The organism is Anaerovibrio sp., assembly GCF_024697385.1.
GTDB lineage: Bacteria > Bacillota > Negativicutes > Selenomonadales > Selenomonadaceae > Anaerovibrio.
Genome location: NZ_JAILFV010000150.1, coordinates 1 through 15562, shown reverse-complemented (window position 1 = coordinate 15562; position 15562 = coordinate 1). Strand labels below are relative to the sequence as shown.

17 protein-coding genes and 1 pseudogene are annotated in these 15562 nt (G+C 42.4%); 13 read left to right on the top strand and 5 right to left on the bottom strand.

The window, feature by feature from the left end; all coding sequences use genetic code 11:
- Nucleotides 1–150: 150 nt before the first annotated feature.
- The 6 genes and pseudogenes from K6C05_RS08310 (at nt 151) to K6C05_RS08285 (ending at nt 2740) form a co-directional block, all read left to right on the top strand.
- Nucleotides 151–606, top strand: coding sequence for a hypothetical protein (locus K6C05_RS08310; RefSeq protein ID WP_296733554.1), 456 nt, complete (start codon nt 151–153; stop codon nt 604–606).
- A gap of 585 nt (nt 607–1191) precedes the next feature.
- A pseudogene (locus K6C05_RS08305) lies at nt 1192–1401 on the top strand (PC4/YdbC family ssDNA-binding protein); the annotation flags it as partial.
- A gap of 283 nt (nt 1402–1684) precedes the next feature.
- Nucleotides 1685–1927 (top strand): DUF2442 domain-containing protein, encoded by a 243-nt coding sequence (locus K6C05_RS08300; RefSeq protein ID WP_296733551.1) that lies wholly within the window; start codon nt 1685–1687, stop codon nt 1925–1927.
- A gap of 44 nt (nt 1928–1971) precedes the next feature.
- A complete protein-coding gene (locus tag K6C05_RS08295) occupies nt 1972–2199 on the top strand; it encodes a type II toxin-antitoxin system MqsA family antitoxin (protein WP_296733550.1) in 228 nt (75 codons plus the stop codon).
- Nucleotides 2177–2437, top strand: a complete 261-nt coding sequence (locus K6C05_RS08290) for a DUF4160 domain-containing protein (protein WP_363317182.1) — start codon at nt 2177–2179, stop codon at nt 2435–2437. Before K6C05_RS08295 ends, K6C05_RS08290 begins: the two co-directional genes overlap by 23 nt.
- Nucleotides 2438–2443: 6 nt before the next feature.
- Nucleotides 2444–2740: a DUF2442 domain-containing protein gene (locus K6C05_RS08285; RefSeq protein ID WP_296733549.1), complete on the top strand. Its 297-nt coding sequence runs from the start codon at nt 2444–2446 to the stop codon at nt 2738–2740.
- 377 nt (nt 2741–3117) lie between these two features.
- Here K6C05_RS08285 and K6C05_RS08280 read toward each other — a convergent pair whose 3' ends face one another.
- Nucleotides 3118–3339 (bottom strand): helix-turn-helix transcriptional regulator, encoded by a 222-nt coding sequence (locus K6C05_RS08280; RefSeq protein ID WP_296733546.1) that lies wholly within the window; start codon nt 3337–3339, stop codon nt 3118–3120.
- On the bottom strand, nt 3332–3547 hold the full coding sequence (locus tag K6C05_RS08275) for a helix-turn-helix transcriptional regulator (RefSeq protein WP_296733544.1): 216 nt from the start codon (nt 3545–3547) through the stop codon (nt 3332–3334). Before K6C05_RS08275 ends, K6C05_RS08280 begins: the two co-directional genes overlap by 8 nt.
- 653 nt (nt 3548–4200) lie before the next feature.
- Between K6C05_RS08275 and K6C05_RS08270 the strand changes: the two genes are divergently transcribed.
- The 5 genes from K6C05_RS08270 to K6C05_RS08250 all read left to right on the top strand — a co-directional run bounded on the left by K6C05_RS08270 (nt 4201) and on the right by K6C05_RS08250 (nt 7927).
- Nucleotides 4201–4512 (top strand): hypothetical protein, encoded by a 312-nt coding sequence (locus K6C05_RS08270; RefSeq protein WP_296733542.1) that lies wholly within the window; start codon nt 4201–4203, stop codon nt 4510–4512.
- A 371-nt stretch (nt 4513–4883) separates the two neighbouring features.
- Nucleotides 4884–6575, top strand: coding sequence for a DNA-primase RepB domain-containing protein (locus K6C05_RS08265; RefSeq protein ID WP_296733539.1), 1692 nt, complete (start codon nt 4884–4886; stop codon nt 6573–6575).
- A 91-nt stretch (nt 6576–6666) separates the two neighbouring features.
- Nucleotides 6667–6963: a hypothetical protein gene (locus K6C05_RS08260; protein WP_296733537.1), complete on the top strand. Its 297-nt coding sequence runs from the start codon at nt 6667–6669 to the stop codon at nt 6961–6963.
- Nucleotides 6964–7076: 113 nt separating this feature from the next.
- Nucleotides 7077–7526 (top strand): hypothetical protein, encoded by a 450-nt coding sequence (locus tag K6C05_RS08255; RefSeq protein WP_296733534.1) that lies wholly within the window; start codon nt 7077–7079, stop codon nt 7524–7526.
- Between the two features lie 5 nt (nt 7527–7531).
- Nucleotides 7532–7927, top strand: a complete 396-nt coding sequence (locus K6C05_RS08250; RefSeq protein ID WP_296733532.1) for a hypothetical protein — start codon at nt 7532–7534, stop codon at nt 7925–7927.
- A 150-nt stretch (nt 7928–8077) separates the two neighbouring features.
- Here the strand turns inward: K6C05_RS08250 and K6C05_RS08245 are convergent, their stop codons facing one another.
- The 3 genes from K6C05_RS08245 to K6C05_RS08235 are packed head-to-tail and all read right to left on the bottom strand — an operon-like array spanning nt 8078 to nt 13970.
- Entirely contained in the window at nt 8078–11110 is a 3033-nt protein-coding gene (locus K6C05_RS08245) for a type I restriction endonuclease subunit R (RefSeq protein ID WP_296733530.1), read from the bottom strand.
- 2 nt (nt 11111–11112) lie between these two features.
- The gene (locus K6C05_RS08240) at nt 11113–12357 is read right to left on the bottom strand and encodes a restriction endonuclease subunit S (RefSeq protein ID WP_296733528.1); all 1245 of its coding nucleotides are present in this window, start codon (nt 12355–12357) and stop codon (nt 11113–11115) included.
- Between the two features lie 2 nt (nt 12358–12359).
- Nucleotides 12360–13970 (bottom strand): type I restriction-modification system subunit M, encoded by a 1611-nt coding sequence (locus tag K6C05_RS08235; protein ID WP_296733526.1) that lies wholly within the window; start codon nt 13968–13970, stop codon nt 12360–12362.
- A gap of 339 nt (nt 13971–14309) precedes the next feature.
- Between K6C05_RS08235 and K6C05_RS08230 the strand changes: the two genes are divergently transcribed.
- Entirely contained in the window at nt 14310–14513 is a 204-nt protein-coding gene (locus K6C05_RS08230) for a helix-turn-helix domain-containing protein (protein ID WP_296733522.1), read from the top strand.
- Nucleotides 14510–15562 (top strand): site-specific integrase (locus K6C05_RS08225; protein ID WP_296733519.1); only part of this gene is annotated, 1053 nt, incomplete at its 3' end. The genes K6C05_RS08230 and K6C05_RS08225, both read left to right, overlap by 4 nt.

The window sequence follows — 15562 nt, the reverse complement described above, 5'->3', positions numbered from 1 at the left end:
GTATGCCAATAAGTATGCCAATAACTTTTGACAAAGTGTACACTACACACGGTATCGACAAATATATTTTCTTATGATATAGTGCCATTAACAGTCCGCTATGTAAATTAGAACGGGAAATTATGTTCCCGCGCACGGGAGGAATAAATTATGACCAAATCTAATGGATGCTTAATAGAAGAATTTATCCAGAACGAATATTGGGATGAAAACGATGTCAAGGTTATAAATGGGCTTCGTGACAAAATAGTAGGTATTTGTCACGAAAATCCAAGACTGGCAAAAGAAGGCATCTGCTTTTTGGTGTCTATGTCTAAAGATGATATGGTGAAAATGGAAGGTTATCAATGGGGGCTTGGGGAGAACGATATTGTAAAAAAGGAAGGTTATTACTGGGTGCCTCTTAATGATTCTATATGGAAAACAGTCAACAAAATACAGGACAGTTCATGGGCTCCTTGCGAAACATTCTCTTATGTTAACGAGGATGGGCACAAGATTAAAACATCGGTGGGAATCATTAGCGCTGTATGTGTTCAAGATAAGGTAGCTTTTGTAAATGTTACTGTGGCTTTCATTGAGCACATAATTGATGATGTACTATAAGGCATAGGAATTTCAAAAAAAGCAAGAAAACCATATAACGATTGATTTGTTCCCAGTAAAGACATATAATCAATGTATAAAAAGAGAGCGAACACCAAAATGATGGTAGCTCCTTGCTGTAAGTGGAAATAATATTTCGACTTATCAGTGTCGGAAGCACTGATGGTCACGCACCAACGAATTAACCGCCTGCCAGGGCGGTTTTTTCATTTCGTCGATACAGCCAAAGTGATTAGTAGGGAATTATATGACTGAGGATTTGGATTGCAATATGCTATTGATAGGCTTTATTGTGTCGAAATAGCAATTCGTCAAATCATCCAACCCGGAATGGTTTATGGTATAATAAAAAGGGTGAGTGGAATGGAAGAATTATACAATAGATTAGTTGCTTTTCCGGGTTCTTATTTTGGTTTTGTTATGGGGGTCATTACCTACGCAAAAACAAAACCTGAACGGGTAAATAAAATTATGGATTATCTTAAGTCGTCAGATAATCTTGACACAAGTGATGTCATTGAGTTTATTTCTGATCAGCCAGATTTTCATGAATTCTGTGCAAACAACAGGAAAGCAGTAGAAGAAATGGATAATTTTTCTTATGAGATACTAGATAACATAGGTGTAATATCATCTTCCCAGAAGGGGTGGACCAAAGAACTGAACCTGATTTCTTGGAACGGAAAGAGAGCCAAGTATGATATTCGGGAATGGTCGCCGAACCATGAGAAGATGGGGAAAGGAATTACTCTGTCCGGCGATGAGGTACTGACATTGCTGGAGGCACTGAAAAAAGTTGAGCCATATGCCAGGGAAGGTATAATATACGACCCGGATTGCCCGCCGATGACGGATGAGCAGTTGAAAAAGTTTAAGCCGGCGGGCTATTACCGTAATTATCACCAAAAAACGGTTTTTATAAAATCCTCTGGGAAGACTGGTACAGTCATTGATGTGACAAGAGACAATAAGGTATACACTATAGAATTGGATCCACCTGACAGTGGGACATCTGAAGTGACTAGAGACGAGTTTGAGTTATCGGATGAACGGGTTCCAAAGGTAAAAGAGGTGGAAAATGGTGAAACTGATTAAAGTTAGTCCGATTAGCGACACTGTTCTTGAGATTACTTATGAGAATGGTGAAGTTAGGCTTTTTGATATTACTCCGTATTTAAAGGGAAGTTGGATGGGAGAATTGGGTAACCCAGAGTACTTTAAGCAGGTAAGAATTGAGCAAGAATTTGGTGATACGGTAGTATGGCCAAATGGTCAGGACATTGCCCCACATGAATTATTGGAATTAAGTAGCATCGCTTAATTTAAAGCATATCGGGCCCATCAAAAAGGACGGAGGAATCCTCTATGAAATGTTTATCGTGCAAAAGTGACATGGTTCAGTCATTTACGGCTGATGTTACCGAAAGAAACGGCATGCTTATTATTATTAAGAATGTGCCTTGTTATAAATGCGCTGAATGCAACGAGGTCTTTTATACCGGTGATGTTTTAACCCAATTAGAACAGTTGCGAAAAAAAGCTGAAGAAGTGCTACCCGAACTTACAGTAATTGACTTTGACAAAGTTGCTTAATAAGTTGAACATTCCCCCCAATTCAGCGGGTTGTATTGGTATACATGCAGAATATAATGGAGACGAAGCTTTGTTGGATATACAAAAAGCATCTGTTATAAAAGGCTGTTTGCCATCAAAACAATTAAAACTTGTGCTTGCTTGGATAATAATGTACCAGGATGAACTGATGCAAAATTGGGAATTGGCAAAGTCTGGGCAAGAGCCAAACAGCATTCCGCCACTGGAAAGGAAGTGACTTAAAATGAAAGAATTGATGTTGGAAGTCATTCAAGCCGTTGCCGCTCCAGATTTTAAAGTCTATGCTTATTTTAATGATGGGACTATCCATTTATATGATGCGAAGCCTTTAATCATGAAATCTTCTAACACAGTTTTCGCTCCGTTGCAGGATGAAAGTGTTTTCAATAAAACACTGACTGTATTGAATAATACAGTTGCTTGGGATATTGTCGGAAATAGGAACGAGAGAAAGTGTATTGATATTGATCCATACACTATATATGAATCGGAAGAGATTAGTGACCCATTAGCAGAATAGTCAAAACATATAGAGCCCGTCAGTTTATTATACTGGCGGGTTTTATTATGCCCTGAATTCCCCCTGCGGGGACACGCATCACTCCCTGCGGGATTATGACCTCCATACTTCATTTGTGAATCCCAAAATTTATGCAGAAATACTCCGGACAGTGAATTAACCAAGTCAGTGCTCATTTAATAAGTTACCGGCTATTTCCGGTTTATCCTGACTGCAACCGATAAATCATCTGGATTTTTCCGTATCTGGCAATATATTAACAAATATGAGTGCAAATTCCGTGTTTTTTTAGTGAAACCATCGTTTTTCCCATTTTCATAAAACAGTATCATTTTCCGCCAAGGAGCCTGGTCATCGGCATAGGATTTCTTCTATCATCAGTTCCATATTTTGTCCACAAACAAGTCTGATGGGCCAAGGTCATATATTTTCACCAAATCCAGCAGCCTCGACACATTGCCTTTGACCTTCCCATTTTCAATATTAGCAACGGTAGCAGCACTTACTCCCAGTATATCAGCCACTTCCTGTAGCTTCATTCCTTTCAACCGTCTGGCAGTACGAAGTGCTGTAAAATCATAGACCAACATCTTACCCATGTTCTCCTTTCACCATAATCAAATCAGCTATAGACACTTCGTACAGGTGTGCTAGCTTTAACAACATGTCCATCTTGATATGGGACTTGCCATTCTCCCAACGCCAGACAGCTGTCGGACCTCTTCCTACAGCTTTTCCAACATCATTAAGGGATAAATGTTTTTCCCTGCGGGCCTGCCTAAGCCACCCTAGATTGATTTGTTCCATATTGCATTCCTCCAATCATAATTTTGGGCCTTTTTGCTTGCCGCTCATTTGTATATTACCTAAAATATCTTTCTTTAACGGGACCATATAAAAAAATATGCAATAATATGTTTCCAATCAGCAAAAAATGCCCGAGGGTATCAGGTGCCTTATGAGAAAACTGGTATTTCTAAAAATGAGCCCCCGGGGGTAGTTCCATCCGTAAATACTACAACAGTAGGTATTATTGGCAAAAAGGAACCGGCATATGACGGTTATCATGCTTATATAATGAATTCCAATCCCGTTGAGTGAGCTGGATGCAGTTTCGGTAAGTTTTGGTGACGCTTTTTTACTGAAATTATTGCTTCAGGTAGTTTTAGCGAATTTTCGAGGAATTTTGGCGATACTTTTCCCTGAAAATCCAATGAAATACATCCAAAAATTTACAAAATAGCGAATAATATCAGCAAATTGTGTAATAAAATGTAAATCCAGACTCGCAAAATCTCGCAAATTCTCCTCGAAAACGTCATCAAAATTTACTGAAAACAAAACATCAGGGTATTACCCCGTTCGCAATACAGTGAATGAAAAATCATCTCTTGACTTAGTATAATATTATCATTATACTAAGTGTGTAAAACGTTTTACGGGGGAGAAAAATCATGTCCGTGTCAGAAGCTCAAATGAGAGCTACCAGTAAATATAATGCCAAAATGTATGATCAAGTCATAATCAGAATTCCGGGCGGAAGCAAGGATCTTCTAAAGGAACTGGCCCAAATTTATGGGGATAGTCTGACGGCAATGTTCATGAAGGCTATATTTAAAATGGTTGAAAATGATCCTCCTGAGAATCTGTCGGACCATATAAAGGGGCAACTGGCACTCCTGAAAAAGGATGCCATGGCTCAAGCCGAACGAGGTAAAAAAATGCGGAATAAAGAACATGGCTATTTTAAATCCTTCACCACTCGGAGTTAAAAGCTTAATACTGATTTTTTATCCATCTCTGTCTACCAACTTATATGTGAGTTGGTATTAAGCTTTATATCACCCTTGCCGTCAATCTGGCACCTGAGGATTTAATTTTCCGCCCCCGACTCTTGTGATTATCTGGACACGATTCCGGGAACACTATCTTAATATTCTACAAGAGACTGTTCCCACCCGAAATGCCTATCAAGCCATATTTCACAAGATGTTAAGGTGAATTGTAAGTTCCCCCTTTTATGAACTTTTTTGGCTCACCTCCCCAAAAAAAATGAACCCTATCGGTACTATACAGATAGAGGCCCACGCAAAAACGGGTCTCGGAAAGGAAATTAATTATTTACAAGACAACCCTAAATAGTATGAGCTCAGATAACCTTACCGGCCATCGGCGTTTTACCGATGTGACCGAGTACGATATGTATGATGAAGAGAACCAGACATACACGGCCCTGTACGGCCTGCGGTTCTACCGCACGATGAGGCTGACTCAGGAAAACCACGAGATTCATCTCATTGACCTACTGGATGACAAAGCGGCCTGGTTCGCTTTTGGAAAGCTTAGCACACATCTCAACTCTTCAAACCAGATTGTTATTGATAAGGGATTATCCCGGTCCCATTGGAAATTGGCCAAGACACAGAAAGACCTGATGGCCATATGCGGAATCAATTCCAAAGGTACCTGGGGCAAGGTCAAATCCCTGTTTGACCAGCATGATGTAATTGCCAAATCTGAGATCTGTGGCCGAACCTCATACCTTTTAAACCCACTTTACTGCACTGCCGGAAATAAGCTCCCGCTTCAGCTAATAAATGCCTTTTGGCCGTCCATCAGGAAGCAGGTTCGGTCCACCCAGACCATTAGGGAACTGGATCATCTGCTTAGTGAGCTCAATAATCCGGCCAATGTCAACAAGATTGCGGATACCCAGGAAGAGGTTGAGGAGATCCTCAATGGCGATCTTACAGATGAAGCAATAGCCTTGGATAAAGATGTCATCTTTAGGCAGTATATCCTTCGCAATCAGACTCCCGTCATCTATCACGAATTCCACTTTAATAAAGATGGAAAAGACCGCACCTTTATCAAAGACGGCGAAAATGTCTATCACACGAATGAATTTTTCGCCGTCAATGTATTCACTGGTTCAAGCCGGAAGGCTGAGAATATTACGGCCATCCGCAGCATATTTTGCGATATCGATGCCGGTAAGGATGCTCAGGGGCACTACTTATCTATGGATGAAGTCCAGAAACGAAAAGCGGCCATGTGGGATATCATCCACACAGCATTACCGTGTCCAACCGCCATTGTGGATACCCGGAACGGCTTCCATGTATACTGGTCAATAGCTGAAGCAGACCAGAGCAATGTGGAGCGAGGGCGGAATTTGCTGAAAAAACTGGTATCCAGCATATCTATAGCCGATCAAGCGGTTTCTGATATACCAAGAATCTTGCGCAGACCTGGATCCAGGCATTTAAAAGCTGGGTTAGCCCCGTATGATGTAACCATTGCTGAGGCTACTCCAGTGGAATACACCATGGACCAGATTGAGCAGATCCTTGACAATACTGCTGAGAAGATTGCCGCTGCCTGTCAGGCCTACAGCGAGGCCTACCCAGATTATTATGCTCAGGCCAAGGCGGAATCCAAAGCCAAAAAGGTTGCCCACAATAAGGTTATACCAATGCCAAGGCGGAAAGCCATGGCCGTAAATGGTACCATTGCCTATTCAGAGGCGGTTGACTACATCAAGACCCATGTGGATATGAAGGAATATCTGACTTCACTCGGCTTTGAGTGCACTGGCACAAAATTCTGCTGCGTCCTGCCAGAGCATGATGACCACACAGGAGATGCGGTCATTTACACGGCTAATGGCGTGTCACAACCATATGATGTATACGTTTGCCATTGCACTGATAATCGGGGCTTAGACATAATAGGCCTTGTCCAGAAGATGTATGGATACAGTTTCGGGCAGGCTTTAAAAGAGCTCGCCAGATATTTGGATGTAAGAATTGTAAAAGATAATAATGTGGCCTAATTGCCGTTTTGTAAGAGATAAGATAAAAGCACCCCTCACGGGGTGTCTGAAAATGCCGATATATTTAATGTTTTTATGGAGGAATATAATTATGACCATCACTCAGATTACAACAGAACATGCAAAAAAATTAGACCGCTATGTACTTTCTTGTACTATCAAAAACGCGGATGCTTTCGTTTTAGGTAACTGTGACAGCCCAGAAATAACAGTAGTAGCCATATATAAGGATGGCAGTATCAGCATCATCCAGAACCAGCTTTTGGGTGGGATCGATAGCATCACGTCCGAAATCGTCTTTGAGGACGGAAATATTACCAATGTATTAAAAGCTTTGGATTGTCTGTCGCACCCACAGCCATGCGAAAATGAAAGTTTCCCCGCTTAATTCATTTTTGGGTTCGGAAGGTAATAAGCCGGGCCATCTTGGCCTGGCTCCCCTTAGCGGGGTATTTCCGATATATCGTGATGCCGCTTGCTGTCGCGGGAAAGGAGAATAATATGGTACATCTGAATTATAGAACCGTTGATGTAAAAATGCAGCCCAAACTGGCCGAGTACATTTTAGGCAAAAACTGCACTGGATATGATGAAAAAACGGACATGCTGGAAGATGGCAGTGAGCGCCTGAGCATGATCATCGAGGCAAAGTATGTCAACATATTCAAGACGCCAAATGAGCTTGTAACCGAAATAAGTGAGTATGAGTGTATTATCGGTCGCAAAGGCAGCGAAAAAATCGACATTTTGAAAAAAGAGATCTTAGTTGGTGAAGAAATCGAGCAAGAGTACATGTTTGAAGATGCTGCACAAAACATAGCGTCGGAAGACAGCAAAAAATCTAAATTGACGCTGGAGAAAAAGCGCCAAGCCATTGACAAGATGGGGCAAGCACTCGATATGGTTATGCGGCGCTACGTGGATGAAATAAAAAAAGGGGTAAAGGAGTGAAACATATGAAAGCAAAACTCATCGAAACTATAGATGCAACTAAGCAGCCCGAGCTAGCAAAAATAGCCATAGGAAAAACCCTGTCTCTGATAAGCCAAGAAGAGACTCCTAACGAAACAATCATGGTCATTTGGGCCACGTACAACGATGAGAATTATAAAGTTTTGGAGGTCGTACATTACACCATTTCTCATGGTCCCGAGCCGAAAGAACAGGTTACTGTGCTGGAAACAACACGAACAAGCATGGATAAAGTACGGGAAATTGAATCCTATGCCCGGGAAGTGGCCCAGAACATTTCGAGGGAATCCTCCTCTACGGAGGAGGCGCAGGCAAGGCTTGAGGATTATATGGATGAAATTCTGGAGCATATCAAGAATCCTACAGGGAAAATTAATTAAGGCAAGCAAAAGGCCGCTTTTAAAGGGGATAGCGGCCTTTTGAAAGGGGGTGATTGAATTTTGGTAGGAATTAAAACGTTCCGTCTGGGGAAATCAACCGTTTTTTGATTATAACTCTTTATAAAATAAAGGTCAACAAGGTAAATACAGTTATTTATCCCGTAAAGGCCTTATGCCCCTAATTAATTCCAGGGCAGCGTCCTTGGCAGCCCGCTTATATTTCAGCTTGCTTATGCCCTCATGGTTTTCCTTATAGGCATCATAATCTACCTGCAGCGAAATATTATCGTCGTTGCTGAAGGTATTGATAGCCGCCAAAATATCCTGGGTTTTAACGCACCATTCCTTGGCGAACTCCTTTATCCGCCTGGAAATGGTATCCTCGATATTGGTTTCAATTACCGTCATGGCATCAAGGCCCTTGTATTTCATAGGGTCTTTCTTTATGTCATCCCAGAACTTGCCAATGATATGGGCCAAAGCAGGGTTGCTCTCTCCCAGCTTTTCGATATGGCTGTCAATAACCTCGTCGGCAATCGGTTCAGCCACCAAATCATCCTCCGCAGGCATATAGGTCTGGATAAGGGAAACGATGTAGCGGTAATCAATGGTCACGCTGCCGAGATTCTCCAGCTCGTAGCCAACATCAATGGTTATGGCCGGCTGATCCGGCTTCGGCTTCTTCAGCTCCTCGATCACATTATGGTATTTGCCACTGTAATCATTAAGCTGCTGCTTGTCGATGCCGTAATCTGACAAGTCCCGGCCTTCCCATTCCTGATAAACCTGCAGTTCGCCGCTGAGTCTGTCCACCTTCTGGAAAGCCTTGGCAAATTTCTGCATGGAAGCCACATCACCATTAAGGTTTTCCACTTCCTGCGGAGTTGCGGCAATCTTCCTAAGCTCTTCCAATGCCTCTTTGAATTCCCGTTCAATTTCGGTGAAGGAAGGGGCACTTACTTCCTTGGTACCGCCATTGCTGTACAGTAAAAGAGCACCATCAACCGCAGTCTGGAACTGGGCTGACCGCTGGAAGATGACAATCATGCCATAGCGCTTGTTTTTGTCATAAATCCGATTGGTACGGGAGAAGGCCTGAATGATATTCTGCGGTGCCATAGGTGGCCTGTCCACGAACAGAATGGCACATGGGGGCGCATCAAAACCGGTCAGGAGCCGGTCCACTACAATAACAAGGTCCAGCTGTTCCTTCCGCTGCTTATACCGTCCCTTCTTGCGGGCCAGACGGTCATTAAGATTGGTATTGTAGGCAGCCAGACTGTCCAAGGCAAAATTGGTGCCGAACATTGCGTTGTAGTCCTTCAGGGCTTCCTTCATAGCCTGCTGATTTTCTATGGATTTTTCTTCATTCTCGGTAACGGTATAGGTTATGGCAATCTTCGGGAAATCCACACACTTTTCCTTGATAGAATCGGAAACATTGCCTCCGGCCACATATTCCTTGAACATCTTGTAATATTTCTGAGCAATATCAATACTCTGTACCGTAAGAATAGCCTCATAAGCCTCGCCCTGTGGTGCGTGGAGCCTAAACTTGCCAGCACATTTATTTACAATGTATTCAACTACTTCCTGTCGGTGTTCATCGGAGTCATAAATATCGTTGCCACTGCTTTTATAATAAGCTGACAGCACTTCCTGTTCCCGGACTACCCGGTCATGAACCTGTATGGCATCGTAGCTGCCCACTCCCAGCTTTTCTCCTACTGTGGCCAAGGTATCATCAGACAAAGAGTCACTGTAATCAATCTGGAAGCCCAGGACAGCCTTGTTCTGCAGAGCTTCCTTAATGGTATAGTTATGAAGGCAAGGGCCATACAATGCTTCGGTAGTACGGGCCAAATCTCCCTTACGCTGCCGCTTGTTTTCATCAAAGATCGGAGTACCGGTAAAGCCATACCAAAGCGCCCCGGCAAAGAATTTCTGTAATTCACGCTGGGTTTCAGGGGTAACGGTTCTATGGCATTCATCTACTACAAAGGCTATCCGCATACTGCGCAGACGCTTTGTGGTAGGGGAATCCTTCTTGGCCTCGTTATTGTACCGCTTCATAACAATCTGCATCTTCTGAATAGTGGTTACAATAACCATTCTGTCCTTGTTTTTCAGCTTCTGCAAGAGTTCATGGACATTATCTGTGTCATCAACATCAATAATGTCATTTTCCGCATAAGCCTTAAAGGACAAGGAAGTCTGCTGATCCAAATCCTTGCGATCAATGAGGAATATTGTCTTGTCTATACCAGGAATCAGAATAAGGTTCTTGGCCACGGTATAAGAGGTCAGTGTTTTGCCCGAACCGGTAGTATGCCATACGAACCCTGACTCCTGATTTGCGGACGCTCTCTTTACTGCCTCGATGGCATGTACCTGATAAGGGCGCAGCAATATCAGCTTGTGACGCTCGGAATCCACTACGCTGTAATGGCCTACCATCTCATGGGCTTCCGGAATACGGAGAACTTCCTTGGCAAACTCCAGATAATTCTCCACTGGTTCATTCTTCTTGTTTACCCATGAAGTGAGGAACTTCTCATTGAGATTGGAGCCGGTATCAGCGGCAATGTATCTGGTATTACTGCCATTACTTACCACAAACATCTGAACCAAGCCAAACAGCCCCCGGAACTTACCTTCAAGACTGTACTTTTTTATCTGTCTGAAGGCATCCATGTAAGGGTGGTCCTGATTCTTTAGTTCAATATGAATCATTGGCAGGCCGTTGATAAGGAGAGTCACATCAAAGCGACGTTCACGGTCTTCATCGTCCAGTTTTTCCGCTACATACTGATTAATTACCTCGTAGGAAGAACGGCCGCCGGCAATTTCCCGGTTACTAATAGCCATAAGATGAATGGAACCCTTGGCGGCATCTTCTCTCGTAAGAGGAATAACGGCCTCACCATTTTCCCCGGCAAGCCACAGAGCTGCCTTGTAAGGTGATTTGGCCACATCCAGCATAAACTGCTGAATCTGATTAAATTCCACATCAGTAATAGGCTCTCCATCGAGGGCACCGATATTATTTTGATTAAGTTTTTCCCGGAAATTGGCCCACAGACTGGCTTCATCAGTAATATCCCTGCGGTAAGTCCACTGGGATACATCCTCTGTCAGCTGTTTTATAAGGGCTTTTTCCATTGATGCTTCGCTCTGTGCCATAACTATTCCCTCGGAAACATATTCTGTAACATGAATTTCTTGATTTCTTTAAGGCTGTCTGACTTACGCTGATGAAGGGTGATAAGGTTGTCGAGATTGGAAAAATAGTCGCCAATCTTTTTCATTTCATCCCTTGATGGCACTGACACTATCTGCCCATCTAAATCACTCTTATTAAGGTTTCCTATTGCCCCATTTCCACCTGCAACATATACATTGATGAATCTTGTGTACCATTGTGAACTCATCAAAGCATTTAAAAATTCTGGCTCATCAGATGAAGCAAGTAACATAAAGCCACCATGAACCATAGAATTATCAGTAATATTACGGACTATAGCATGTTTACCAACCAATCTACTTGAACCATTTGCGGATGTAATAAGAATATCTCCATTTTTTACATACGGAATATTAACTGCATTCTCATCAACAAATACATCATCTTCATGTATTTCAAAAGTATCCTCATTTATGTTGGATGATCGCAAAACACGCTTACCATCACTAACAATATTATCAGGTTTATAGGTCAATCCCCTTCTCGTGATTGCAATATCTGAGTATTTCCGCTGTTCCCAATCTCCAGTAAATCCAGCAAAGCGGATTTCCGGCACCTTCTCCCCCTGCTTAGGGAACATCTTCTGCAGCATATACTTTTTGACTTGCTTTAGGCTGTCACACTTACGCTGGTGAAGGGTGATAAGGTTATCGAGATTTTTAAAAATCTTGGTGATTTTATGTTGTTCATTAGCATTTTGTGGCAATTCAATATACACATCTTTGATTTCTTTATTTTCAAGATGTCGCACCATTGTACCAACAACTTTTGTCTGTAAGTCCTTTTGATGATGATTTATTGCCAACGAAACAAATTCTGAATCATGTTTGTTTTTATTTTTACATTTTAAAATATTTATATCAAAACCTAGAATAACATTCGATTTTGTAATTACTGATGCTCTACCAATACCTTCTGGAGCTGTGCTGCATCTCGGAATTAGAATATCTCCTGTCTCGCTTAATTTGACATCATTATTTTTTATATTTGTACTTGATTTAACTTCATCAATAAACATTCCATAATCTGTAAATAATTGACCATAAAGAATACACTGGTATTTACCATCAGAAATTAAGTCTTCTCTACTTAGGCCTCTCCCTTTTTCAAAATCACATATATCCCCTAACTTCCGCTGTTCCCAAGAGTCAGTAAATCCTTTAAATCTTATCTTAGGTGTATTCATCCTTACACCTCCAAGGTTTTAATGAGTTTACTCATGGATTTCTCTATTTCCGGGGTGCTGAATGTCAGGTCATTAAGCATAGCTAATGGGTCATTATTTGCTTGCTGTATTTCTCTATCAATATTCTCCATATCAGTAGTTACAGCATCCAAGTCAATCTCAGGCTCTGGCTCACTGGTGTCCACATATCTAGGAATATTAAGGTTATAGTCGTTCTCCTTGATTTCCTCGAAGGTGGCCAGATGGGCAAACTTATCAATATCCTGTCTGCTCTTATAGGCATCTACAATCTTATCAATATGCTCAGAATCCATATAATTCTGGGCCTTTTCCTTACGGAACTCTTTGGAAGCATCAATAAACAATATGCTACGGTCAGTATTATCCTTCTTCAGAATAATTACACAGGTAGGAATGCCAGTGCTGAAGAAAATGCCCGCTGGAAGTCCAATAACAGCATAAATACTACCATTTTCCAGTAGATGTTTTCTGATGGTTCCTTCCGCTGTACCGCGGAACAAAACGCCGTGTGGCAGGATAATTCCCATGGTACCGTCATTCTTCAGATGATAGAAACCATGAAGCAGGAACGCAAAATCAGCCTTGGTCTTTGGCGCCAGCTTCTCATAACTCTGGAAACGAGGGTCAGTAAGGAACCCGGCAGCTGCACTCCAGTGCTGGGAATAAGGAGGATTCATTACCGTAGCATCATAATTTGTCGGTTCCTCGGTTGGCCAGTCATCCCCCAGAGTATCGCCATTTCTGAAATGCTGATGCTGGAACGGTACATTATGAAGGACCATGTTCATGCGGGCCAAGTTATAGGTAGTATGGGATAATTCCTGTCCGAAGAACTGGATACCATTTCTACAGTCCTCATTGATATAATTTCTGGCCTGTAAAAGAAGGGAACCAGAACCCATACAAGGGTCATACAGAGAAAAGCCCGGCTTATCCTCTCTGCCCATAGTTACAATACGGGTAATCAGTTCAGAAACTGACTGTGGCGTATAGAATTCCCCGGCCTTTTTACCGGAACCGGCGGCAAACTGCCCAATAAGGTATTCATAAGCATCACCCAGGGCATCCGCACCGTACTGAGTGAAATCTATATGGGCCAGCTCCTTCATCACATCAGAAAGCATGGTATTACGCTTTGCCGGGGTAGTGCCAAGGCTCTTGGAATCGATATCAAATTCCTCAAAGAGATCCTCATAAGGCTTCTGCCCACGAATTGGCTCGCCGCCCTGCTCTATATCACGCATGGCCTGACGCAGCTGGTCAGTGGTAAAGGTCTTATCGTTTATGGCCTTATACAAGGCGGTAAATGTGAATTCAGGTTTGATGGCAAAACCGTAGCTTTCTTCCAGCTCCTCTGCCAAATCATTCCATTCACCGCTGTTGCGGGCTTTTTCGTAAATCTCCTGAGCCTCATCCAGTGACTCCGGCTTGCGGTCTTCCAGCAAATCCACTACAGCATAGAGCTGACGGTCGGAAAGATACTTATAAAATACCAATCCTAACAAATAATCCTTATATTCATCCGCACTCATAGTACTGCGCATAACATTGGCTGCGCTCCACAGTGCCTGATTCAATTCCTGAGATGCCATATTTATATCCCCCATATCTAAAATAAATTACACATGGTAGGTATTCTATATTTTATAATTATATCCTGCTTTTACAGCAGTAATAAAGATGATAGAACGGACAAAATAAGCAATAACAAAAAATATTGAAAATATGAAAAATAGCCCTTGACCTTTTGACCTTTTATGTGGTAATATAACAATGAAAGCAAATTGCTTGGATATGAATTGAAAATTACAAAGCGGACTAAAGACAAAATGCCAGTGAGCGGCGAAAGAATTTTGCTCACAAACATTCCCTGTCTTGGTCCGCTTTTTTATATACATTTTTATATTTTATTTTCATAAGGAGATCATGCTATGACAACACAAAACAACAGAAAAACAACAGAAAACTTCAAGCCACAGTTCCTCAGTGCTTCCAAAGTAGCTCAGATCATGGGCGTTAGTCGGGGGCACATTTATGATCTGGTTAAGGCAAAAGAGATGCCGAGCTCCAAGCTGGGAAACAAAATCATCATTCCAATCGCTTATCTGGAAGAAACATACGGGGTGGCATTATGAGAAACGCAAACGGTGAGGGCAGCAAATACAAAACAAAATCGGGCCTTTTCTGCTATCGGGGCTATATCACGTTGCCTGACGGAACGCGGAAGAGAGTAGCCAGAAATTCCACGAAGTCTTTCAAGGACGCAAAGGAGAAGTGGCAAGCGTATGCCCAGGAAGTTCAGCGTAACATCCAGATTGCCAAAAACACCGACAAGCAGCTTAAGAATTGGATGGAAACATGGTTAGAACAATATGTTCGCACAGGTACCAAGCTGAAGACTTACCAGAACTACAGACAACTGCTTGTTACCCATGTTTTGCCAGTAATGGGGGAGCAGATACTGGATGACATTACCGCCGTTCAGTGGCAGCAACATTTCAGTAACCTGATAGATCAGGGATTATCACCTAACACAGTATGTAATATCAGAAGGAGATTGAGCACTATGTATAACGCAGCAATTAACACCGGAGCAGCAACCAGCAACCCAATCACTAAGACCAAGCCGCCCAAGGCTGTAAAGCCGGATTACAGGGTCTTAACTGCAGAGGAGACAAGAGAATTCATAAAATTAGCCGGTGAGGTCGATTCGGATTACTACAATCATATGATGCCCGTAGTTTATACGCTGGCAATCAAAACCGGCATGCGTAAGGGCGAAATGTTCGGCCTCATGTGGCAGGATATCGACCTTGAGCACCTCTCGATTCATCTGAGCCATAATCTCAGCAATGATGAAAGCAGCAAGCCATACATTGGCACGCTGAAAACTGATAGCTCCAACAGGATAATTATGATTGACGATAATGATGTAGCCATGCTTAGAGAGTGGCACGAATGGTTGGAGAAGCACAGAGAGGCCATGGGTGATGAGTACATCGGATGTGAATACGACGTTGTGTTTCCGTCTCTGAAAGGCACTTTAATGCGGTTTACCACCTTTGCCAGACGGCATTTCCGCCCGTTATGTGATAAAATGGGATTGCCGAAAAACTTCACGTTCCATAGCCTTAGACATACATGTGCCACCTTGCTCCTGCTGGCAGACCAGCACCCGAAAATC